Here is a 22,579-nt window from a genome sequence, read left to right on the forward strand (position 1 = left end):
GGCGCCGCCCCGCCCCGGGGACGGGGGGCGGGGCGGGGCGGCGCCGGTCCTCAGCCCGCCAGGAAGCGCTCCCGGTGGACCTGTTCCTGGGGCACCCCGCCCTGCAGGGCGGCGCGCAGCACGGCGTCGACCAGCGGCGGCGGTCCGCAGACGTACACGTCCGGTGCGGTGCCCGCGAGTTCGGGCAGGGCCGCGGCGAACCGGTCGGCCGGGGTGCCGGTCGGGCCGGACCAGCCGCCGGACGGCTTCCAGACGCAGACGTCGTACCGGAACCCCGGCAACTCCTCGGCCACGGCCGCGAGTTCGCGCACCCCGAAGACGTCCTTCGGCTCGTTGACGCCCAGGAACAGCCGGGCCGGCTGCGGGTCCTGCCATTCGGCCATCCGGCGGACCATCGCCAGCAGCGGGGCCAGTCCGGTGCCGCCGGCCACGAACCAGCGCGGGCGCAGCCCGGTCTCGTGCAGGCCGAAGGCGCCCTGGGGACCGTGCACGGTGAGGCGGTCGCCGGGGCGGGCCCGGTGGGCGAGGTGGGTGGAGAACCGCCCGCCCTCCCGCAGCCGGACGTAGAACTCCAGCCGCCCCTCCCAGTTGCCGGTGTTGGCGAGGGAGTAGGCCCGCTTCACCTCGCTGCCGGGCGCCTGGAGTTCCATGAACTGGCCGGGGTCGAACTGGCAGTCGGCGTCCCCGTCGAGCCGCAGTTCGAGCCGTACGGTGTCCTGCGCGACCGGTTCGAGCGCCGTGATGACGGCCTCCCGGACGGGGATCCCGCCGTACAGGATGCGGGACTGCTCGTACGGCAGGGCGGCGGTCAGCGGCCCGCACGGGAAGGTGCGGCACAGCAGGACGTCGCCGCGCTCGCGTTCGTCCTCCGGGAGGGCCAGTGCGCTGTGGGTGCCCAGCTCGTACCGGCCGTCGGTCACGGAGGCGTGGCACGAGCCGCAGGTGCCCTGGTGGCAGGAGGCCGGCAGGGCGGCGCCCGCCTCCGCCGCGGCCTCCAGCACGCTGGCGCCGGGGGCGCAGGTGAACTCCAGGCGCCCGCCGTCGCTGGTGGTGAGGACCACCGGGGCGGGTTCGGGCGCGCTCACGACGCCGTCCGCTCCAGCGCCGCGGCCAGGTCGGCGCCGGCGTCGCCGGTCACCCGCAGGCCGAAGCGCTCGACCAGGCCGTCGACCAGGGCCGGGGTGAGGAAGCCGGGCAGCGAGGGGCCGAGGTGGATGTCGCGGATGCCGAGCGCCAGCAGCGTGAGCAGCACGGCGACGGCCTTCTGCTCGGTCCAGGCGAGCGCCAGGGTGAGGGGCAGGTCGTCGATGCCGCACTCGAAGGCGTCGGCCAGCGCCGTCGCGATCCTGATGGCCGAGTAGGTGTCGTTGCACTGCCCGAGGTCGAGCAGCCGCGGGATGCCGTCGATCTCGCCGAAGTCGTGCCCGTTGAACCGGTACTTGGCGCAGCCGAGGGTGAGCACCACGCTGTCCCGGGGCGCGCCGAGCGCGAAGTCGGTGTAGTAGTCGCGCCCGGGGGTGGGGCCGTCGCAGCCGCCGACGAGGAAGAAGTGCCGGATCGCGCCCCGGCGTACGGCGTCGACGACCTGGTCGGCGACGGAGAGGACGGCGTCGCGGCCGAAGCCGACGGTGATGAACCGCTCCTCGGCCGGGCTCTCCGGGAAGCCGGGCAGCGCCTTGGCGGCCTGGACCACGGGGGTGAAGTCGCGGCCGGTGAGGTGGCGGACGCCGGGCCAGCCGACCGGTCCGGCGGTGAAGATCCGTCGGCGGTAGCTGACGTGCGGTTCGATGATGCAGTTGGAGGTCATCAGGATCGGGCCGGGGAAGGCGGCGAACTCCCGCTGCTGGTCCTGCCAGGCGCCGCCGTAGTTGCCGGCGAGGTGCGGGTGGGCCTTGAGCAGCGGGTAGGCGTGCGCGGGAAGCATCTCGCCGTGGGTGTAGACGTTGATGCCCTGGTCCTTGGTCTGCTCCAGCAGGGCCTCCAGGTCCCGCAGGTCGTGGCCGCTGACCAGGATCGCCTTGCCGGCGACGGGCGTGGTGCGGACGGCGGTGGGCTGCTGGGCGCCGTAGGTGCCGGTGTTGGCGTGGTCGAGCAGTTCGATGGCCGCCAGGTTGAGCCGGCCGAGGCCGACGGCGCGCTCCAGCAGGTCGGCGGCGTCGGCCGGTCCGCCGGCCAGGTGGGCCAGGGCGTCCTCCACCCCGGCGTACACCTCGGCGCTCTGCCGGCCCAGCACGTGGGCGTGGTGGGCGTAGGCGCAGATGCCCTTCAGGGCGTACAGGTGGAGCGAGCGCAGCCCGACGACGTCCGGGCCGACCAGGGCGAGCCCGGTGTCGACGCGCACGTCCTGCGCCTGGCGCGCGAGTTCGGCGGGGTTCGCGCCGGGCGCCCAGACGGCCGGGCCGGTGAGCGCCTTCGGCTCGTGACCCGCCACGCGCGCCGCCCGCTCGTACCCCGCTCTGACCCGGTCCCGGACGGCGACGGCCTCCTGGATCAGGGCGGCGAAGCGGGTGGGGTTGAAGTTGACGTTGGTGAGCGTGGTGAACATCGCGGAGAGGACGAAGGCCGCCGCGTCGTCGTCCGGGGCGCCGAGGGCGCGGGCCTCGGCCGCGTACTGGGCGATGCCCTTGACCGCGTGGACCAGCAGGTCCTGGAGGTCCGAGGTGGTGGAATCCTTGCCGCAGTTGCCGATCAGGCCGGCGCAGCCGGGGGTGGTGCCGGTGCGGTCGGTCTGTTCGCACTGGTAGCAGAACATGCGGGTCCTCCGGGACTCGTGGGGCCGTCGTGCCGGGCGGTCCGCGGGAGGCCCGCCGTCGGCCCCTCCAGGATCGGGTCGGGGCGCGGGGGCGCCCAGGGTCGGACGACCCGGTCGTCCGGGCCCGGTGGTCCCTCTCCGTCAGTCGGGCGGTGCGGCGTCCGGGCTGCCGTCCTCCCCCGCCCAGGCGCGGTAGGCGGCGACCGCCGTCGACAGGGCGGGGAAGATCCGGTCCGCGCCGACGGAGTCGCTCAGGCCGTACGCGTCGAGCTCGGCCCGCAGGTCCTGCTTGACCCGGGCGAGGGCGAACACGATGCCGCGGTCGGCCAGTTCGAGCCGCAGGGCGTCCAGCGAGTCCAGCGCGGTGATGTCCACCTCGACGTTCGCCTCGGTGTTGAGGACGAACCACCGTACCGGCCCGGGCTGTTCGGCCAGGGCGGCGAGGGCGCGGCGGCGGAGGTTCTCCGCGTTGGCGAAGAACAGCGGGGAGTCGTAGCGGTAGATCAGCAGTCCGGGGATCGTCCGCGCCTCGGGGTAGTCGTCGACGTCGTGCATCCCGGCCACGCCCGGGACGACGCCCAGCACCGCGTCGTGCGGCCGCGCGACCCGGCTGAGCAGCTCGATCACCGACAGTCCGACGGCCACCAGCACGCCGTAGAGGATGTCCAGGGCCAGCACGCCGACCATGCAGCCGAGTGCGAGCAGCAGTTCGCGGCTCCGGAAGGAGGCCAGTCGGCGGAAACCGGCGAGGTCGATCATCCGCACCGCGGCGAACACCACCAGGGCGCCGAGCACCGCGTCCGGAGTGTCGTGCAGCAGCGGACTGAGGAACAGCAGCACGGCGACCACGCCGAGGCCGGCGGCGAGCGCGTACGCCTGGCTGCGGCCGCCCGCCGACTCGGCCAGCGCGGTACGGCTGGCGCTGCTGCTCACCGGGAAGCCCTGGAAGAACCCGGCGCCGAGGTTGACCGCACCGAGGCCCAGCAGTTCCTGGTTGGCGTCCAGCCGCCCCTCCCCGCCGGTCTTCTCGAAGGCGCGCGCGGTGAGGATGAAGTCGGTGTAGCCGACGAGCAGGATGCCCAGCGCGGGCAGCACCAGCCGGTTCAGCTCGGAGAGGTCCGGCAGCTTGGGCACGGGCAGTCCGGCCGGGATCTCGCCGATCACCGCGATGCCGTGGTCCTTGAGCGAGAACGCCGCCGAGACCGCGGTGCCGAGGACGACGGCCAGCAGCGGGCCGGGCAGGCGCGGGAGGAAGCGGGCCACCAGGAAGAGGAAGAGCAGGGTCGCGACGCTGAAGGCGACGGTCGGCAGGTGGGCCTCGGTGATGTCCGCCGCGAACGACCTCAGCTGCGGGAAGAAGCCCTCGCCGCGCACGTCGATCCCGGTGAGCTTGGACAGCTGGTCGACGATCATGATCAGTGCCACGCCGGCGAGGTAGCCGATCAGCACCGGCCGGGAGAGCAGGTCGGCGACGAAGCCGAGCCGGGCCAGCCACGCCAGCACGCACAGCAGGCCGACCACCACGGCGAGGCCCGCGGCCAGGACGGCGTAGCGGCCGGCGTCGCCGCCGGCCATCGGCCCGACCACGGTGGCGGTCATCAGCGCGGTGGTCGACTCGGGCCCGACCGACAGCAGGCGGGAGGAGCCGACCAGGGCGTACAGCACGATGGCGGGCAGGATGGCCCACAGTCCGGTGACGGGCGGCAGGCCCGCCACGCTCGCGTACGCCATGACCTGCGGCACGAGGTAGGCCACCACGGTGGCACCGGCCAGCAGGTCGCCCCGCAGCCAGGCGCGCCGGTAGCGGCGGAGCACCGCGAGCCCCGGCAGGGTGGGCACCACGCGGCGCCATCCTCGGTCGGGTGCACCGGTGGTCATGGTTCTCCTCAGGGACTCCGGAACCCCGTCACGGGCGGGCGGCGACGGCGGCCGTGTCGCGGGCGGCCGGCGACCTGCGGGCCAGGAACTTGCCCAGCTCCCACAGCAGCAGGAGGGCGACGGCGGCCAGCAGCGCCCAGCCGAACTGCCGGGCGTCGATGTCGGTGGTGCCGAGGATGCGGTGGAACGCGTCCATCTGGGTGACCAGCACCGCGAGGACGAACTCGCCCAGGGCCGCCCGGTTCATCTGCTTGCTGTCGAAGGTGTCGGCGCTCAGCGCGGACGCCCGCTCGCTGCGGCACTCGAAGGCCGCCACGATCAGGCAGAGCGCGAAGGCGGTGAACGCGATCGAGTTGCCGACCTGCGCGCTGTGGTAGTGCGCCTCGCCCAGCTTGGTCAGCCCGAGCAGGGCGACGGTGACGGCCAGTCCGGCGAGCCCGACGGTGACCATCACCGGACCGGTCAGCACCGTCTCGCCGCGCGGGCGCGGGGTGCGCCGCATCAGACCGGGGCTCTCGCGGTCGAAGCCGAGGGCGAAGCCGAACGGGGCGTTGACCACGAAGTGGACCCACAGGACCTGTGCCGGGGTGAACGGCTCGCCCGCGGCGATGTTCAGGAGCGCGGCGCCGAGGAAGGTCAGCACGAAGGTCACCAGCAGCACCAGGACGAACCGGATGTACTTGGTGAGGTTGTCGTAGAGCTTCCGGCCCTCCTCCACCGCGTAGACGATGGTGGCGAAGTTGTCGTCGGAGAGGACCATCCGGCTCGCGTTCTTCGCCGCGTCGGTGCCGCTGCCCATGGCGATCCCGATGTCGGCGGCCTTGATGGCCGGCGCGTCGTTGACGCCGTCGCCGGTCATCGCGACCACGTCGCCCTTCTTCTTGAGCGTGGCGGCGAGCAGCACCTTGTGCTCGGGCGCGACCCGGCCGACCACGCCGATGCCGTCGATCCGGGCCAGCCGCTCGTGCTCCGGCAGGGCGGCGAAGTCGGCGCCGAGGACGGCCTCGCCGTCGATGCCCAGTTGACGGGCGATGGCCGCCCCGGTGGTCACGTCGTCGCCGGTCACCATGCGGACCCGGATGTGCGCGGCCTGCGCGCTGGCGACCGCCACCCGTGACTCCTCGCGCGGCGGGTCGACCATGGCCACCAGGCTGGTCATCCGCAGGCCGTCGACGAGCGCCAGGAGGTCGCCGTCCGGGTCGAACTCCGCCGGGTCCAGGTCACGGACGGCCCCGGCCATCACCCGCAGTCCCTCGCCGCCCATCCGCTCGGTCTGCGCCTGGGCGCGTCCGCTGAGGTCCGCGTCCCAGGGGACGACGGCGCCGTTGGAGAGCGCGGTGGCGGCGCGGGCCGTCACCGCGGGCGCCGCGCCCTTCACGAAGCACCGCACCACCGGCCGGCCGTCCGCGTCCTTCGCCTCGTTGAAGCTGGCCATCAGCTTGTAGCTCGGGTCGAAGGGCAGGGTGGCGAGGCGGGGGAAGCGCTCCCGGGTGGCCTCGATGTCCAGCCCGGCCTTGTGGCCGAGGACGAGCAGGGCGCCCTCGGTCGGGTCGCCGACGACCCGGCCCTCGACCAGCTTGGCGTCGTTGGCGACGAGGTAGGGCAGGACGGCCTCCTCGATGCTCGGGGCGGAGCCCGCGGCGTGGTGGATCCGCCCGTCCAGGCGGTAGCCGGTGCCGGAGACGGTGTAGCGGTCCGCGGGGGTGACCACCTCCACCACCGTCATCTGGTTCATCGTCAGGGTGCCGGTCTTGTCGGAGTTGATCGCCGAGGTGAAGCCGAGCGTCTCGACGGACGGCAGCTCCTTGACGATCGCGTTCCGCTTGGCCAGGTTGAGGCTGCCCACGGAGAGGATGACCTGGCTGACCGTCGGCAGCGCCTCCGGGATGGCCGCGATGGCCAGCGAGACCGCGCTGACGAACAGGGCGTCCCAGGCCTGGTCGCGGCTGCGGCCGAGCGCGAACATCACGATCATGGTCAGGCCGGCCGCCGCCGCGATCCACAGCGTCAGCGTGTTGAGCTCCCTGGTGAGCGGTGACTGCTCCTTCTCGGTGGCCGACAGCATCCCGGAGATCTTGCCCAGTTCGGTGCCCTCCCCGGTCGCGGTGATGACGAGCAGTCCGCTGCCGTGGGTCACCGGGGTGTTCATGAACGCCATGTCGGTCTGGTCACCCGGGCTCAGCCGCTCGCCCGTCACGGTGCCGGCGTCCTTCGCGGCGGGGACGCTCTCACCGGTCAGCGCCGACTCGTCGATCTGCAGCGCACTGGCCTCGACGATCCGGCCGTCCGCCGGGACCTCGTCGCCCGCCCGGACGAGCACCACGTCGCCCACGACCAGCTGCTCGGCCGGGATCTCCGCCTCCGCACCGTCCCGCCGCACCCGCGCGGTGGCCTTCATCATCGACCGCAGCGCGTTCATCGCGCTCTCGGCCTTGCCCTCCTGCCGCAGGCCGACGACCGCGTTGAACAGGGTCAGCACGATCAGCAGGATCGCGGTGGTCCACTCCTTGATCGCCAGCGAGACCACCGCCGCCGCCACCAGGATGATCTGCATGTAGCTGCGGTACTGGTCGAGGAAGCGCAGCCAGTTCGGCCTCGCCTTCTCCTCGGGCAGCGCGTTCGGCCCGTGCGCGGCGAGCAGTTCGGCCGCCCTGGCCGCCGTCAGCCCGGTCGCCGGGTCCACGCCGAGCGCCGCCGCGACCTCCCGGGCGGGCCGCGCGTACCAGGGGTCCGGGGGCTCCTGCGGTCCGGGCAGACCGCTCTGCTCCGCCATGTCCACTCCTCAAGTCCGGAAGGCCGACGTCGCCTCAGTCGGTGCGGTGCTCGGCCGCGTACGGGTCGCGCGCGGCGCCCCTGGGGGCCTCCCGCTCCAGGCGGCGCTTGGCGACGAGGAGTTCCTTCCGCGCCTCGTCCCCGACCGTGGGGTACTGCGGATCGATCCCGATCAGCGTGTGGGCGAGCACCGCCGCCGCGCAGATGCGCGCGAACCACTTGCGGTCCGCCGGCACGACGTACCAGGGCGCCCAGGGCGTGCTCGTGGCCGACAGCATCTCGGAGAACGCCTCCTGGTAGTCGTCCCACCGCTCGCGCTCGCGGATGTCGGCCGCGGAGAACTTCCAGTTCTTCTCCGGCAGGTCGATCCGCTTCAGGAAACGGGTGCGCTGCTCCTCCTTCGAGAGGTTCAGGAAGACCTTCACCACCTTGATCCCGTTGTCGGTGAGGTAGCGCTCCCAGTCGTTGATCTCCCGGTAGCGGCGGTGCCAGACCCCGGGGCCCTTGGCCTCCTCGGGCAGCTTCTGCCGGTCGAGGTTCTCCGGGTGGACCCGCACCACCAGGACCTCCTCGTAGTGGGACCGGTTGAAGATCCCGATGTCGCCGCGGGCCGGGAGCCGCTGCGCGTACCGCCACAGGTAGTCGTGGTCCAGCTCCTCCGTCGAGGGCACCTTGAAGCCGCTCACCTTGACGCCCTGCGGGTTCACCCCGCTCATGACGTGGCGGATCGTCCCGTCCTTGCCGCCGGCGTCGAGCGCCTGGAGGCAGAGCAGCACGCCGTAGGTGTCCTGGGCCGCCAGCCGCGCCTGGTACTCCGCGAGCAGTGAGACGCCGGTGCGCAGCAGCTCCGCGCCCTGCCGCTTCTTCAGGCCCGCCTTGTAGCGGGGGTCGAAGTCCTCCGCCAGGTCCACGCTCGAACCCGGCTTCACCCGCAGCGGCTTGACGAACTTCGCAATGCGCTTGGCCGTCCGTGCGTCCGACATCGCCCGTACCACGTCCTCTCGGGAGAGTGCTACGTGCCACGCTGCGGCAGCCGGGTGGACGCGGCAATCCGACGGCGTCCTTCCGGGGCGGCCTGGTCGGCGGTCCGGCCGGGGTCCGGCCGGGGGTCCGGCCGGGGTGCGGCCGGGGTGCGGCCGGCGGTTGTGAAGGCGGGCCCCCGGGCCCCGGGTACCCCGTCCGGTGGCCGGGTGTGGCGGCACCGGGGTGCCGGGCCGACGATGGGCCTGTCGTGCGCACCCCCTCTGACCGGAGACCATCATGGCGACCCTGACGGTATGGCGCTTCCCCACCGCGACCGGAGCCGACGAAGCCCTCGAAACACTGAAGAAACTGCAGCGCCAGGAGCTGATCAAGGTCCAGGACGGAGCCGTGGTCAGCTGGCCGGGCGACGCCCGGAAGCCGAAGACCCGCCACCTGAGCGACATGACCGGCATGGGCGCCCTGGGCGGTGCCTTCTGGGGCTTCCTGCTCGGGCTGATCTTCTTCGTGCCGATCCTCGGGGCCGCGGTGGGCGCGGCCGGCGGCGCGCTGGGCGGCCACCTCGCCCACCTCGGCATCGACGAGGACTTCATCAAGCGGCTGCGGGACAAGGTGACGCCCGGCACCTCCGCGCTGTTCGTCCTCAGCACGGACGCCGTGCTCGACGCCGTCCGGGCCTCGTTCGAGGGCATGCACGCCGAGCTCCTGGAGACGAACCTCTCGCCCGAGGAGGAGGCCCGGCTGCGCGAGGCGTTCACCGAGGGCGAGTGAGGACCGGGCCGCGGGGCGCGTCCTCCGCTCCGGGCGGGGGGCTCCGGGCCGGACGGTCCGGGTGGCCACGGTTCGCCTGGCCGGCAGCCGACGACGTCCGGGCGGTGAGGCCGCCGACGTCCGGGTGCTGAGGAGGAGGCGCGCGCCGTGACGGCGGGCGCCCCGTCGGCATCCCGGGCGCAGGAGATCGTCCGTCCCCGGGCGCGCGCCGTCGGACCGACCGGTGCGCCGACGGCTGCGCCGGACGAGCGCCGGGAGGAATCCGGCCACGACCGGGTTCCCCGGGGGTGATCGTGCGCCACCGAACGGTACGCACCCCCCGGGTGACGACCGCGGCGCCGCCGCCGGCCGCTGCGGGTCCGCCGCTCCGGCGGGCTGCCGCCGCCGTGGACCACCGGCCGGGCCGCGCGACCTGCGCCCGAGTCGATCAGTCCCCCGCCGCCCCGCGACGGGGCGCAGTCGTCCCTGCACCCGGAGCGATCACCGCTGGTGGGGGGCCATGCCATTCATTCCGATCAATATTCCGATGGGATATTCGGCCAAACATCCCGGAGCCTCTGGCGTCCGGCCGAACGCTGACCGCAGACTCTCCCCGGGCCGCTCACCAGGTGCCCAGGTCTCCCACCCGAGGCCTTCACACGAGCGGCCCGTCTCTCCCAGGTTTCTCCCCCGGCCCAGTGGTGCCGTGCGCCCGGACGACGGTGCGCGGCGACGCTGCTCGACGCCTCCTGGAGGATTCCGATGGACATGCGCTACGAGGCGTACTCCTACGCCGACCCGCTCTTCTACGACTCGCCGGTCCGCTGGGCCACGCTGGAGGAGTTCCCCGAGGCGGTCGAACCGGCACCCGCCGGCTGGACGCGCAACGCCCGCGAGGTGTGGGTGGGATTCCAGCCCGACGACCTCCGGCTGCCCGAGCAGGGCTGGAAGATCCACGTCTCGGCGTGCATGGACAACGCCCCGCGGATCCTGGACGTCGTCCGCACCCACTGCTTCACCCACCGCGTGGCGTTCAAGTTCCTGCGCAGCCCGGCCCTGGTCCAGACGCAGAACGCGAAGTACGCCCCGCGCGGCTCCAGCGGCAAGTTCATGACGCTCTACCCGGTCGGCGACGACGCCCTGGAGCGATGTCTCACCGACCTCGACGCCGCCCTCGCCGGCGAACCCGGACCGTACATCCTCTCCGACCTCCGCTGGCGGGAGGGCCCGCTCTACCTGCGCTACGGCGGGTTCGTCGAGCAGTTCTGCCGCACCGAGACCGGCGAACTGGTCCTCGCCTTCCGCGAACCCTCCGGCGCGCTGCGCCCCGACGTCCGCCGGGCCGTCTTCGAGGTGCCCGAGTGGGCACCGGTGCCCGCCGTCCTCGCCCCGGCCCTGGCCGACCCGGCGCGGACCGGCCCGAGCGAGTTCCCGTACGCGGTGGAACGGGCCCTGCACTTCTCCAACGGCGGCGGCATCTACCTCGGCCGGCACAACGACGGCGGCCCGCAGGTGGTGCTGAAGGAGGCCCGGCCGCACGCCGGCCTGGACCAGCGCGGCGAGGACGCCGTCCGCCGGCTCGGACGCGAACACGACGTGCTGCAACGGCTGCGCGGCCTGGACGCCGTGCCGGACGCCCTCGGGTACCTCACCGCGTGGGAACACCACTTCCTGGTCCAGGAGTACGTCGAGGGCGAACCGCTGCACCGCTGGTTCGGGCTCAACTACCCGCTGGTGCACCCGGACGCGGACACCGCCGCCGTCGAGGAGTACCGGACCGAGGCGCTGCGCATCCTCGACGCCGTGACCGAGGGCCTGCGCACGATCCACGACCGCGGCATCGTGTTCGGCGACCTCCACCCGCGCAACCTGATCGTCCGGCCGGACGGCAGCGTCGCCTTCGTCGACTTCGAACTCGCCTCCCCCGTCGACGAGTTCCTCCGGCCCGCGCTCGGCGCAGCCGGCTTCGCGGCCCCGCCCGGACTGACCGGGTTCGCGGTCGACGAGCACGCGCTGGCCGCCATCCGGCTGTGGCTCTTCCTGCCGCTCATGCCGCTGACCGTCCTCAGCCCCGGCAAGGCGGGTGCGCTCGTCCGCGCCGCCCGGCACCGGTTCGGACTGTCCCCGCAGCTGCTGCCCGACCCGCCGGCCCCGGCCGCCGCGGCCCCGGGTGTCTCGGCCCCGGGCGCTGCGGCCGCGGGTACTGCGGCCCCGGGCGCTGCGGTCGCGGGTACTGCGGCCCCGGGCGCTGCGGTCGCGGGTACTGCGGCCCCGGGCGCTGCGGTCGCGGGTGTCCCGGTCGCGGGCGCCGTGGGAGCTCCGGACCACGCCTTCGAGGAGCTGCTGGACGGCGGGCCCGACAGCTGGCCCCGGCTGCGCGCGGAACTCACCGCCGCCATCACGGCCGCCGCCACACCGGACCGCACCGACCGGCTCTTCCCCGGCGACCCGGGCCAGTTCACCCACGACGGACTCGGCCTGTCCTACGGCGCGGCCGGGGTGCTCTGGGCCCTGCACACCACCGGCGCCGAGATCGACCCCGACCACGTCCGCTGGCTGACCGCGGCGGTGCACCGGGAACCCTGCCGGTCCGGCCTGTTCATCGGCGCACACGGCGTCGCCTACGTCCTGGACCTGCTAGGACGGCGCACCGAGGCCCTCGACCTGCTGGAACGGCTCGGCAAGGACGACGTCGACGGCCTCGGCCCCGACCTCGCCGGCGGCCTGGCCGGAGTCGGCCTGACCCTCTGCCACTTCGCGCGGACCACCGGCGACCGGGCCCTGCACGAAGCCGCCGTCGACGCCGCCGAACGCGCCGTCACCAAGCTCGGACTCCACCTGCCGGACGGCGCGGCCACCGGGGCGGGGGCCGCGGCCGGGGCGCGGACCGGGTTGATGCACGGCCCCACCGGAGCCGCCCTCCTGCTGCTGCACCTCTTCGAGGACTCCGGCGACCCGGCGCTGCTGGACCTCGCCCGGCGCGCCCTGGACCGTGACCTCGCCCGCTGCGTCCTCGCCGAGGACGGCACCCTCCAGGTCGACGACGGCACCCGGGTCCTGCCCTACCTGGAGTCCGGCAGCGCCGGCATCGCCGCCGTCCTCCACACCTACCTGCGGCACCGTCCGGACGCCGCGCTCGCCGAACGGCTGGAGCAGATCCGCGGCGCCGCCCGGCCCGAGTTCATCGTCCAGTCGGGCCTGTTCAACGGACGGGCCGGCCTGATCGCGCTGCTGCGGCAGGCCCAGGGCGGGGGCACGGAGCACGCGGACACGATCCGCCGCCACATCCGCCGGCTCGCCTGGCACGCCATCCCCTACCAGGGCCACCCGGCCTTCCCCGGCGAGCAGTTGCTCCGCCTGTCGATGGACCTCGCCACCGGCACCGCCGGCGTGCTGACCGCGCTCGGGGCGGTGTTCGCGGACAGTCCGGCGATGCCGTTCTGGCCCTCCGCGGCGGGCCCGGTCGGACCGCGCGCCAACCCCGCCTGAGCGGCCGGTCGTCCCGACCACCCGACCCGCCCCGACCACTCGGACCAGCCGGACGTCCCGCCCGGTCCGACTGTTCCCACGGCACGCCGAGCGCCACCTCCGGCCGGCTGCCCACCCCGCGGCGTCACCGCCGCCCACGAGTTCCGGCGACTGCCGGGAGCACCGCACCACCACCCGATGGGAGTTCACCATGTCGATCCTGAACCTGCAGGCCCTGGAGACCGTCGAGGAGACCGTCGAGTACCGCTCGGTCCTCAGCTCGCTGAGCGCCGTCAACTGCACCAACAGCACGGTCAGCACCCTGCTCTGCCTCTGAGCAACCGCCGGCCGCGGGCTCGTCCCGCGGCCGGCGTCCGAGGCGGGCCGGCCCCGTGGGTCCGGGGCCCGGCCCGCCGAGGACGCCACCGGGCCCCGGTCACGCGACCGGGGCCCGGTTCCCGTTCCGGCCCCTTCCCGCCCTTCCCGGCCCTCCCGGGCCCGGTCCCGGTTCCCGGGCCGGGCGAGGCACCCGTCCGGAGGTCACCCGTGCCGACCGAACCCTCCCCGCCCGCGGCGCTCCGAACGGATCCCGCCCGTACAGATCCTGACCACACGAATCCTGACCACACGAATCCGGCCCGTACGGCACCCGCGCCGGCCGGCCCGGCACCGCGCGGCGGCCCTCCCCGGGCCGATCCCCCCGGCCCGGGCCCCGCGCGGCCCGCCGGCGGGAAGCGGCGGACCACGGGCCTGCGCCAGGTGCTCGCCCTCACGCACCGCCGGTCGGCCGTCATGGCCCTCGCCGTCGCCACCAGCACGGGCGCGACCCTGGCCCTCCCCGCCGTCCTCGCCCACGCCGTCGACGCGGCGCTGGCCGGCGCGGGCGCCCGGGGCGTCCTGCCGCTGGCCGGGACGCTCGTCCTGCTCGCCGGCTCCGAGGCCGTCGGCCAGTACGCCGGCCCCGCGATCTCCACCGACGCCACCGCACGCCTGCGCGAGCACGCAGTGCGCCGGGTGCTCGCCGGCAGCCCGCTCGGGGCGCACCGGCTCCCGGTCGGCGACGTCGCGGCCCGGCTGACCGCCAGCGCCCCGCAGGCCGCCCTCGCCGCCCCGGCCGTGGTCTACTCCGTGGCCCAACTCGCCATGGCCGTAGCGGCCCTGGTGGCCCTGGCGGTGCTCGCGCCGACCGCCGCGCTCGCCTTCCTCGGCACCGCCCCGCTCGGGTACGCGGCGATCCGCCGCCAGCTGCGCCGCACCACCCGGCTCGGCGAGGGGTACCAGCAGGCGCAGGCCGACATCGCGGTCCGGCTGCTCGACGCCGTCTCCGGCAGCCGCAGCATCGCCGCCGCGCACGCGGTGGACCGCGAGATCGCGCGCGTCCTGCGCCCCGTCCCCGCGCTGTCCCGGCACGGGCGGGAGCTCTGGGACAGTCAGCGCCGGATCGCCTGGTGCTCGGCCCTGCTCGCCCCGGCGACCCAACTCGCCGTGCTGGCGGCCGCCGGAGCCGCGGTGGGCGCCCACGCGCTGTCCGTCGGCGGGCTGCTGGCCGCGCTCGGCTACACCGGCATCGGGCTCGGCGGGTTCGGCGCCGCCCAGAGCCTGCTCGACGTCTCCCGGGCCCGCGCCGGGACCGCCCGGCTCACCGAGCTGCTGGACGCCCCGGTCCGCGCCCCGGGCACCCGTCCGCTGCCGGCCGCCGCAGGCGGCGGCGGACGCCTGGAGCTGCGCGGGGTGGTCGTCCACGGGCCCGGCGGCCCCGTCCTCGACCGGCTCGACCTGACCTTCCCCGGCGGGAGTTGGATCGCCGTGGTCGGTGCCGACGACGCCGCCACCGCCGCGCTCGCCGCCGTCGCCGCCGGCCTGCTCGACCCGGACGAGGGGACCGTCCTGCTGGACGGCGTCCCGCTGCCCGCCGTCCACCCCGACGAGCTGCGCACGGCCGTCGCCTGCGCCTTCGCCGATCCCGCCCTGCCCGGCTGGACGGTCGCGGACGCCATCGGCCTGGGCCTGCCGCCCGGCCCGGCGGAACGCCTGTACCGGGCCGCCCGGGCGGCCGGGGCCGATGTGTTCGTCCGCCGCCTCCCGGAGGGCTACCGCACCTCGCTGAGCCGAGCCCCGTTCTCCGGCGGGGAGCGCCAACGACTGGGAATCGCACGGGCGTTGGCCCGCGACGCCCGGCTGCTCGTGCTGGACGACGCGACCTCCTCCCTGGACGCGGCCACCGAGAACCGGGTGCTGCAGGCCCTGCGGGACGAGGCGGGCGACCGCACCCGGCTGGTGGTCACCCGGCGGGCCGCGGTTGCCGCCCACGCCGACGCGGTGGTCTGGCTCCGCGCCGGCCGGGTCCACGCGCAGTCCACGCACGAAGCGCTCTCCGGCGTGCCCGCCTACCGGGCCCTGTTCGGCGGCGGCCCGCAGGACTGACGCGGTCCGGCCTCCCGGGCCTCCGCGCGCCCGCGGTCAATCGCCGCGCCGTCACCTGCTGCCCGTCACCTCCCGCCACGTCGCCCGCTGCCACCCCCGCCACGTCACCCACGGCCCGTCGCCCGGGAAGGTGCCCCGATGCCCCCGTCCACCGCTCGCCGCCCGGAACGACCGCACCCGCCGGAACGGCCCCACCCGCGGGAACGGCCCCACCCGCGGGATCGACCGCACCGACCGGCCCTGCACCTGCTGCGTTCCGCACTGGCCCGGAGCCGGCCGGCGGTGCTCCGGCTCCTCGCCTGGTCACTGCTCTCGGCGGCGCCGGCGCTGGTGTCGGGCAAGGCGCTGGCGCTGGCGGTCGACCGCGGCTTCATCGCCGGCCGGCCGGCCCAGGCGGCGGGCTGGCTCGCCCTGTTCGCCGTGGTCTCGCTGGCCGGCGCGTGGGCGTCACGGCAGGCGTACCCGTGGCTGGCCGAGGTCGTCGAGCCGATGCGCGACCGGCTGTTGGGCGGGGTGGTGTCCGGCATGCTCCACGACGCCGCGGCCGCGCCCGGGCGACCGGACGGTTCGGGGGCGGTCGCGGTCGCCCGGCTCACCCGTCAGGTCGAGGTGGTCCGGGACACCGTCGCGGGACAACTGCTGGTGGTGTCCCACTTCGCGCTGACGGTGGTCGCCGTGGTGGCCGGCAGCGCCGCCCTCGCCCCGGCCGCCGCCGCGCTGATCGCGGGCCCGCTGCTGCTGTCGCTGCTCGCCTTCGCGGCCCTCGCCCCGGCCACCGCCCGGCGCCAGCGGGAGGCCTTCGCGGCGGAGGAGGAGCTGGCGCGGTCCTGCGCCGACGTCCTGCGGGCGCTGCGCGACCTGGTCGCGTGCGGCGCCCGGGACGGGGCCGAGCGCGAGGTGCTGGCCACCGTCGCGGCGAACGAGGCGGCCGGCCTGGCCCTGGCCCGGCTCGCGGGCGCGCGCCGGCTGATCGTGTCCCTGGGCGCGCACCTGCCGCTGCTGCTGGTCGTCCTGGCGGCGCCGGGCCTGGTCGGCCGGGGGCTGACCCCGGGCGCGGTGGTCGGCGTGCTGGCGTACCTGACGGGCACACTGGAACCGGCCCTGCGGCTGCTGGTGCAGGGCGCCGGCACCTCCTGGCTCCGGCTCGCGGTGGCCGCCGACCGCCTCGCCGGGGCGAGCCGTCCGGAGACCTCCGCGAACGGAACGCCCGGGGACGGAACGCCCGGCGACGGAACGCCCGGGGACGGAATACCCCGCGACCGAGCGGCGGCGCCCGCCGGCCCCTTCCCCGTGGACGGTTCGGTCGTGCTCTCCGGTGTCTGCTTCGCCTACGGCGCCGACGCGGACCCGGTCCTCGACCGGCTCGACCTCGCCCTGCGCGACGGCGAACACCTCGCCGTCGTCGGCCCGTCGGGCATCGGCAAGTCCACGCTCGCCGACGTCCTGGCGGGCGTCGTGGCCCCGGACGACGGCCGGGTGCTGCTCGGCGGGGTCGCGCCCGCCCGGCTGACCGGCCCGGACCTCGCCCGGGCCCGGGTCCTGCTCCCCCAGGATCCGTACGTCTTCACCGGGACGGTCTCGGAGAACCTCCGGTGGCTGTCACCGCACGCCGCGACGGCGGCCGTGCTCGACGCGGTCGACGCCGTCGGCGCGCGGCCCCTGGTGGAACGGCTGGGCGGACCGGACGGGCACCTCGCCCCGGCCGCGCTGTCGCCTGGCGAACGCCAGCTGATCGCGCTGGCCCGTGCGCACCTGTGCGAGGCGCGCCTCGTCATCCTCGACGAGGCGACCCGCCACCTCGACGCGACCGCGGAACGGCGGGTCGAGCAGGCCTTCCGCTCCCGGCCCGGCACGGTCGTGACCATCACCCACCGGATCGGCCCGGCCGCCCGCGCGGACCGGGTCCTGTTCCTGGACGGGTCGCGGCCCCGGCTGGGCACGCACCGCAGCCTGCTGGCCGAGGTGCCCGCCTACCGCCGGCTGACCGGCGAACCGGAGCCCGACGGGCTCACGGCGCCGCCCTCCGGCGGGAGCTGACGGAGCGGGCCGGGGTCAGCCGGGGCCGGGGCCCGCCGGCCCCGGCCGCGCCCGCCGCTCAGCAGCCCGGCCGGATCGTCAGCTCGCTCAGCGTGCCGTCCGCGGGGAAGTCCAGCACCCCGACCAGGGCCGCGGCCACGGACTCCGCGGCGAGGCAGATGCCCGGGTCGTACGGCAGGCCGAGCGCGCCGTGCAGCCGGGCCTGCATGGGGGTGTCGACCTCCCCCGGGAAGACCGTGGTGACCCGCACGCCGTTGCGGTACTCCTCCGCCCGCAGCGACTCGGCCAGCGCCCGCAACGCGAACTTCGAGGCCGCGTAGCCCCCCAGACCGGGCGGCGCGTGCAGCCCGGCGCCGGAGTTCACGAACACCACCCGGCCCGCGGCCGCCCGCAGCGCGGGCAGTACCACGCGCGTCAGCTCGGCCGGGGCCACGCAGTTGACCGCCAGCATGCCCTGCCACACCGCCGGGTCGAGGCCCGCCACCGTGCCGGGCTCCAGCGTCCCGGCGACGTGCATCAGCGAGTCCAGCCGTTCCGGCAGCTCCTGCTTCCCGAGCGCGGCCGCCAGCGTCGTCGGCTCCGCGAGGTCCGCCGCCAGGGTGCGGCTCCCCGGGAACCGCGACCGCAGCTCCTCCGCCCGGGCCTCGTCCCTGGCCAGCAGCCAGAGGTCCTCGCCCCGCTCCGTGAGCACCCCGGCGACCGCCGCGCCGATTCCCGAGCCCGCACCGGTGATGAGATGAACGCCCATGCCGGCCCCCTTACCCACCGTGACCGCGTCGGAACGGCGATTTCCCGCCGTCCTGGCGGCCGGGTCCGGAAGGCCGGAGCCGTCACCCGGTCACTCCGTCATCCCGTCACCCCGTCGATTCGTCGATTCGTCGATTCGTCACGGGTGTTCGGAGGAAGCGGCGGGCTCCCGCTGCGGGCGCTCCGACGGCCGGCACTCCCACTGCGGGTGCTCCCGCTCCGCCCACGCGCGCTCCACCAGGCCGGTCCGCATCCCCAGCCGTGACTCCCGGTCCGCCATCGCCATCCGCACGTGCCCGGCGACCACGGTGGCGATGGCCAGGGCGAACCAGTCGTGGACGAAGGTCGCCCCGGTCCGCCAGGCCGGCGGCGACAGGTGCGTCAGCCACATCAGCAGACCGGTGCCCAGGATCACCAGCATCGATCCGAGCGTCCACTGCGCGTACAGCTTCTGTCCGGCGTTGAACTTGCCCGCCGGGCGCTGCGGTTCGCGCCTGCGCACGGCGCGCAGCCAGGCCCGGTCCGCCGGGGTGAAGCGGCTCAGCCGGGTCGCGTCCGCGCGCAGCGCCCGGGAGGAGAGCCCGAGCAGCAGCGGCACCGGCAGCGCCAGGCCGCACCAGACGTGCACGGTCACCACCAGGTGGCGGCGGCCCACCAGTTCGGCCAGCGGCGCCAGGTAGAGGCAGGCCGCGCTCGCCAGGCAGACCAGCATCAGGGCGGCGGTCGTGCGGTGCACCCAGCGCTCGGCGCGGGTGAAACGGAGGACCAGCTCAGCTCGTCGGCGCATCGTCCCGCCCGTTCGACCGGCCGACCCAGGCGTCGACGTCGTAGCCGTTGCCCTCCCAGTAGCCCGGGCGCACCGCGTCGGTGACGGTGATGCCCGAGAGCCACTTCGCGGACTTGTAGAAGTACATCGGTGCGACGTAGAGCCGCACCGGGCCGCCGTGGGCGTGCGTGATCGGGGCGTCCTGCAGCTTGAGCGCGACCAGCACGTCGTCCCGCCGGGCCTGCTCCAGGGTGAGGCTCTCGGTGTACGTGCCGTCGAAGCAGCTGAACGACACCGCCCTCGCGCCGGGCCGCACCCCGGCCGCGTCCAGCAGGTGCGCGAGCGGCACCCCCTCGAAGGGCGTGTCCGGGACGCGCCAGCCGGTCACGCACTGGACGTCGCGGACGAGCCGCTGCTGCGGCATCGCCTGCAGATCGGCGAGCCGGTGGCTCGTCGGGCGCTCCACCAGGCCGTCCACCGTCAGCGTGTAGGTCTCCGCGGTGCGGGTCGGCACCGAGGAGGCCACGGAGTAGTACCGGAAGACGCCGCCGCCCGGCAGCAGCCCGGTCACCCCGGTCGGGTCCGAGGCGGTGACGGCGTCCTGGGCGCGCTGGAGGTACGGGCCGGCCGCCACACCGGCCGCGCCCAGCCCCAGCAGGCCCAGCACGACCCGGCGGCCCACGGGTGTGCCCTCGGGGCGCTCGGTTCTCTTCACGGCCCGATTGGACCAGGTCGAAGGGGGTGGGCTCAACCCGCCCGACGCCTCCGGCTGCGCCGGGCCCGCGGGCCGCTCCAGCGCCCAGGGCGGCGCGCTCCGCGAACTCCAGCGGCAGGCTGCCGTCCTGGGGGCGCAGGGGCCGCTGCCCTCCGGCTGGGCGGCCGCGGCGGTCCGGCGCGCCTGCGCCTCGATCGCGACCGCCGCGGCCACGGCGGGTGCACGGCCGACCGGTTGGCCCTGACCCCGGACCACGCCGGGGCTCCCCCGGTGCCCCGGCCCGAACCTGAACTCCCCCTGGTGGACCCGGCCGCCGCGGGGATCAGCCCGCCGCGGGCCGCTCGGCCACCGGGGCGGCACCGGAACCGGAGCCGGAGCCCGCCAGGGTGACGGGCAGACCGGACTCGATGCGGCTGAGCAGCCGGCCGCCGTGGACGCCGGGCGCGTCGAAGCCGCGCAGGTCGTCGGGATCGTCGTCGGCGCCGGCCAGGACCTCGGGCACCAGCACCGTCTCGGCGGGGCGGGGCGGTTCGGCGGCGGAGTCGGCGAGGTAGGCCGGTGCGAGGACGGGGCCGTGCAGGGTGCCCGCGACGAGGTCGGGGGCGAACTCGGCGGACAGCACCGTGACCCGGGCGTGCAGGTCCCCGTGGAGCATCACCAGCTTGTCGGTCATGTTGCCGACGAAGGCCTCGACGTGGACGTCGCCGCGGACGAGGAGTTTGGCGTCGCCCTCCAGGTAGACGGCGGCCGCCCTGAGGTCGCCGAGGACGATCAGGGCGGGGCAGCCGTCGTCGGTGTTGAGCACGGCGCCGGTGACGTCGAGGTCGCCGTCGACGATGTAGCCGGTGCCGTCCGGCTCGGCCGCGTCGAGGTCGAGGTGGCCCTCGATCGCCAGCGCGCCGGCGTGGACGTCGTACTGCTCCTCGTAGAGGTTCTCGTAGGAGGAGCGGGGCAGGCCGCGGCGCTCGAAGAGGGCGACGGCCTGGTCCCAACTGTGCGGTGTGGTCGTGAGGTTCATGGGCCGAACTGTGCCATGCGGCACTGTCAGCGGGGGGCGCCGGGGAACGGCTCCGCCCGGTGGCGGGTGCCACCGGGCGGGTCGATCGGACGGCGCGATCAGGCGCGTCGATCCGCCGACGCGACCAGCCGGCGTGACCGGCCGGCGATCAGGCCGTCGGGGCGAGGGTGCCGTCGAAGGTGGCGGCCGCGAGGCCGAAGGACAGCGTCATGCCGATGCCCGAGGTGACGGAGATGGCGCGCACCCCCGGGGCCAGGTCGCGCACCAGCAGGGGCCCGCGGGGGCTGCTGGCGTAGACGCCCTGCCAGCGTTCGAGGACCCGCAGGCGCTCCACGCCCAGCACCCGGGCGACCGCGTCGGTCAGCAGCTCGTGGGTGCGCTCGTCGACGAACGGCGTGGTGGTGGCGTCGTAGTGGTGCGAGTCGCCGACCAGGACCGTGCCGTCCGGGAGTCGGGTGAACATCACGTTGGCGCCGATGTCCAGCAGTTCGCGGCTGTGGCCCAGGACCTCCTCCCGCAGCAGGGCGGCCGAGGGGCGGGAGGTGAAGGCGTCGTAGCGGAGCATCGAGGTGGCCGTCAGCACCGCGGAGGAGGTGCGGAACCCGGCCGGGGCGGCGGCCCGCGCCATGGTGAGGCGGCAGCGCTGGATCCCGTGGTCCTCGGCGATGTCGGGGAACAGGTAGTCCAGGTCGTGGCCGACGCAGATCAGGATGCGGTCGCCGTGGACCGGCCCGCGCGTGGTGTGGACCGTCCCGGGCTCGACGCCGGTGACGGCGGTGCCCCACAGGACCCGGCCCTGCGGCTGCTCGGCCACCCAGCGGGCCAGGCCGGGCGCCGCCTCGCGCGGGTTGACGCGCAGGTCGGCGGGCAGGAACGCGCCGCCCACCAGGTCGCCGGCGGCATCGTCCGCGCGGCCGAGCAGCGCGGCCGTCCGGGCGGCGGTGCGCAGCTCGACGGCGTCGCCGCCGCGCTCGTCGCGCAGCTCCTCCAGGACGGCCGCCTCGGTCGCGGACCGGGCCACCACCAGGGTGCCGGCCTCCTCGGCCCAGATGCCGACGGTTTCGGCGGCGCGCAGCCAGCCGGGCCGGGAGCGCTGGGCGAGGGCGAGCAGGTCGCCGTCCTGGGCGCTGATGCAGCAGTGGCCGAAGTTGCGGACCGAGGCGCCGACGGGCTGCCGGTCGCGGTCGACGACGGTGACGGACAGCCCGTTGCTCAGTGCCTCGAAGGCGTGGGCGAGGCCGATGATGCCGGCGCCGACGATCACCACGTCGCTGCGGCCGGGCGTGCCCGGTGCGTGCGTACGGGAGGAGGCGGGGGCGGTCGTGGGTGTGGTGCTGCTGCTCATGGCTCCAGGTTCCGGGGTCGTCGGCGTCGCCGTCAAGACATGTATGTACAAGTTACCGTCTGTTCACCCGCGCGACGACCACGGGCGAGAACCCTTCACCAGGACAAACGAGCAGGTGGGCCCGCCTTGAGAAGTTCCGCCATCGGGTGTCATAGTCGACTTGTGAAGACAAGTGACGAGCTTCCGCTCCACCAACGGCTCGGCGCCGAGTTCCAACGCCGCATCGAGTCCGGCCAGTGGCCCGAGGGCCTGCCGGTGCCCAGCGAGTCGCAGCTCTGCGCCGAGTTCGGCACCTCCCGCGGCCCGGTCCGCCAGGCCCTGGCCATGCTGCGCCACGAGGGCAGTCTGGTCGGCGGCCGCGGGAAGCCGCCCGTCGCCCGCCGCACGGCGCCCTCCCAGCCGTTCGGCACCTTCCTGTCCTTCACCCAGTGGGCCCGCACCATCGGCCGCGAGCCCGGGCAGACCACCGTCGAGGTGGCCCGCCGCCGGGCGACCCCGGAGGCGGCCGCCCGGCTCGGCCTCGCCGAGGGCGCACCCGTCGTCGAACTGGTCCGGCTGCGACTGCTGGACGACGTCCCGGCCATGCTGGAACGATCCACCTTCGTCCACGAGGTCGGGCGCATCCTGTTCGACTTCGACCCGGACAGCGGATCCGTCTACGACGAGCTGCTGCGCCGCGAGGTCGACCTGCACCGCGCCCGGCACACCATCGACGCCGTCGCCGCCGAGCCGCAGGACGCCGAACTCCTCCGGGTCGCCGTCGGCGCCCCGCTGCTGCGCGTCCGCCGGCTCACCACGTCGAGCCGGGGCGTGCCGCTGGAGGACGCGGACGACCGCTACCTGCCCGCCATGGCCACCTTCACCATCGAGAACACCATCGAAGGCCGAACCGTCATCGGCCGCTACCGCACCGAAGAGGACTGACA

At 75.2% G+C, this 22,579-nt stretch carries 17 protein-coding genes; 7 read left to right on the plus strand and 10 right to left on the minus strand.

Translation table 11 applies throughout. The annotated features are described in order from the left end of the window. Positions 1 to 50 precede the first annotated feature (50 nt). From ABT048_RS20400 to ABT048_RS20420, 5 genes are all read right to left on the minus strand, one after another. Positions 51 to 1,085, minus strand: a complete 1,035-nt coding sequence (locus ABT048_RS20400; RefSeq protein ID WP_350522833.1) for a 2Fe-2S iron-sulfur cluster binding domain-containing protein — start codon at positions 1,083 to 1,085, stop codon at positions 51 to 53. Further along, positions 1,082 to 2,752, minus strand: a complete 1,671-nt coding sequence (gene hcp, locus ABT048_RS20405; RefSeq protein WP_350522834.1) for a hydroxylamine reductase — start codon at positions 2,750 to 2,752, stop codon at positions 1,082 to 1,084. The genes ABT048_RS20400 and hcp overlap by 4 nt, the downstream gene beginning before the upstream one ends. A gap of 141 nt (positions 2,753 to 2,893) precedes the next feature. After that, entirely contained in the window at positions 2,894 to 4,630 is a 1,737-nt protein-coding gene (locus tag ABT048_RS20410; RefSeq protein ID WP_350522835.1) for a SulP family inorganic anion transporter, read from the minus strand. 28 nt (positions 4,631 to 4,658) lie between these two features. Then, complete coding sequence (locus ABT048_RS20415) at positions 4,659 to 7,403, minus strand: cation-translocating P-type ATPase (RefSeq protein WP_350522836.1); 2,745 nt, start codon at positions 7,401 to 7,403, stop codon at positions 4,659 to 4,661. Positions 7,404 to 7,437: 34 nt separating this feature from the next. Further along, positions 7,438 to 8,385 carry a polyphosphate kinase 2 family protein gene (locus tag ABT048_RS20420; protein ID WP_350522837.1) on the minus strand — a complete coding sequence of 316 codons (948 nt, stop codon included), beginning with the start codon at positions 8,383 to 8,385 and terminating at the stop codon, positions 7,438 to 7,440. Positions 8,386 to 8,662: 277 nt separating this feature from the next. Here ABT048_RS20420 and ABT048_RS20425 point away from each other — a divergent pair, with 277 nt between their 5' ends. From ABT048_RS20425 to ABT048_RS20445, 5 genes are all read left to right on the plus strand, one after another. After that, complete coding sequence (locus ABT048_RS20425; RefSeq protein WP_350522838.1) at positions 8,663 to 9,154, plus strand: DUF1269 domain-containing protein; 492 nt, start codon at positions 8,663 to 8,665, stop codon at positions 9,152 to 9,154. A gap of 741 nt (positions 9,155 to 9,895) precedes the next feature. After that, a complete protein-coding gene (lanKC, locus tag ABT048_RS20430) occupies positions 9,896 to 12,622 on the plus strand; it encodes a class III lanthionine synthetase LanKC (RefSeq protein ID WP_350522839.1) in 2,727 nt (908 codons plus the stop codon). 190 nt (positions 12,623 to 12,812) lie between these two features. Beyond that, positions 12,813 to 12,938 (plus strand): SapB/AmfS family lanthipeptide, encoded by a 126-nt coding sequence (locus ABT048_RS20435; protein WP_350522840.1) that lies wholly within the window; start codon positions 12,813 to 12,815, stop codon positions 12,936 to 12,938. Positions 12,939 to 13,360: 422 nt separating this feature from the next. Further along, positions 13,361 to 15,025, plus strand: a complete 1,665-nt coding sequence (locus ABT048_RS20440) for an ATP-binding cassette domain-containing protein (protein WP_350522841.1) — start codon at positions 13,361 to 13,363, stop codon at positions 15,023 to 15,025. 282 nt (positions 15,026 to 15,307) lie between these two features. Further along, positions 15,308 to 17,062 carry an ATP-binding cassette domain-containing protein gene (locus ABT048_RS20445; protein ID WP_350522842.1) on the plus strand — a complete coding sequence of 585 codons (1,755 nt, stop codon included), beginning with the start codon at positions 15,308 to 15,310 and terminating at the stop codon, positions 17,060 to 17,062. Between the two features lie 58 nt (positions 17,063 to 17,120). On the opposite strand, the gene ABT048_RS20450 is transcribed toward ABT048_RS20445, so the two are convergent. From ABT048_RS20450 to ABT048_RS20460, 3 genes are all read right to left on the minus strand, one after another. Further along, a complete protein-coding gene (locus ABT048_RS20450) occupies positions 17,121 to 17,810 on the minus strand; it encodes an SDR family oxidoreductase (RefSeq protein WP_350522843.1) in 690 nt (229 codons plus the stop codon). A 138-nt stretch (positions 17,811 to 17,948) separates the two neighbouring features. Continuing rightward, positions 17,949 to 18,596: a cytochrome b/b6 domain-containing protein gene (locus ABT048_RS20455; RefSeq protein WP_350522844.1), complete on the minus strand. Its 648-nt coding sequence runs from the start codon at positions 18,594 to 18,596 to the stop codon at positions 17,949 to 17,951. Next, entirely contained in the window at positions 18,580 to 19,326 is a 747-nt protein-coding gene (locus ABT048_RS20460; RefSeq protein WP_402799377.1) for a molybdopterin-dependent oxidoreductase, read from the minus strand. Before ABT048_RS20460 ends, ABT048_RS20455 begins: the two co-directional genes overlap by 17 nt. On the opposite strand from ABT048_RS20460, the gene ABT048_RS20465 reads away from it, so the two are divergent. Beyond that, a complete protein-coding gene (locus ABT048_RS20465) occupies positions 19,298 to 19,534 on the plus strand; it encodes a hypothetical protein (RefSeq protein WP_350522846.1) in 237 nt (78 codons plus the stop codon). The two genes, ABT048_RS20460 and ABT048_RS20465, sit on opposite strands and share 29 nt — an antisense overlap. A gap of 78 nt (positions 19,535 to 19,612) precedes the next feature. On the opposite strand, the gene ABT048_RS20470 is transcribed toward ABT048_RS20465, so the two are convergent. After that, entirely contained in the window at positions 19,613 to 20,308 is a 696-nt protein-coding gene (locus tag ABT048_RS20470) for a hypothetical protein (RefSeq protein ID WP_350522847.1), read from the minus strand. Positions 20,309 to 20,456: 148 nt separating this feature from the next. After that, entirely contained in the window at positions 20,457 to 21,653 is a 1,197-nt protein-coding gene (locus ABT048_RS20475; RefSeq protein WP_350522848.1) for a TIGR03364 family FAD-dependent oxidoreductase, read from the minus strand. Between the two features lie 162 nt (positions 21,654 to 21,815). Here ABT048_RS20475 and ABT048_RS20480 point away from each other — a divergent pair, with 162 nt between their 5' ends. Beyond that, complete coding sequence (locus tag ABT048_RS20480) at positions 21,816 to 22,577, plus strand: GntR family transcriptional regulator (protein ID WP_350522849.1); 762 nt, start codon at positions 21,816 to 21,818, stop codon at positions 22,575 to 22,577. The last annotated feature ends 2 nt before the right edge of the window (positions 22,578 to 22,579 follow it).

Source organism: Kitasatospora sp. NPDC096140 (assembly GCF_040303045.1).
Lineage (GTDB): Bacteria > Actinomycetota > Actinomycetes > Streptomycetales > Streptomycetaceae > Kitasatospora.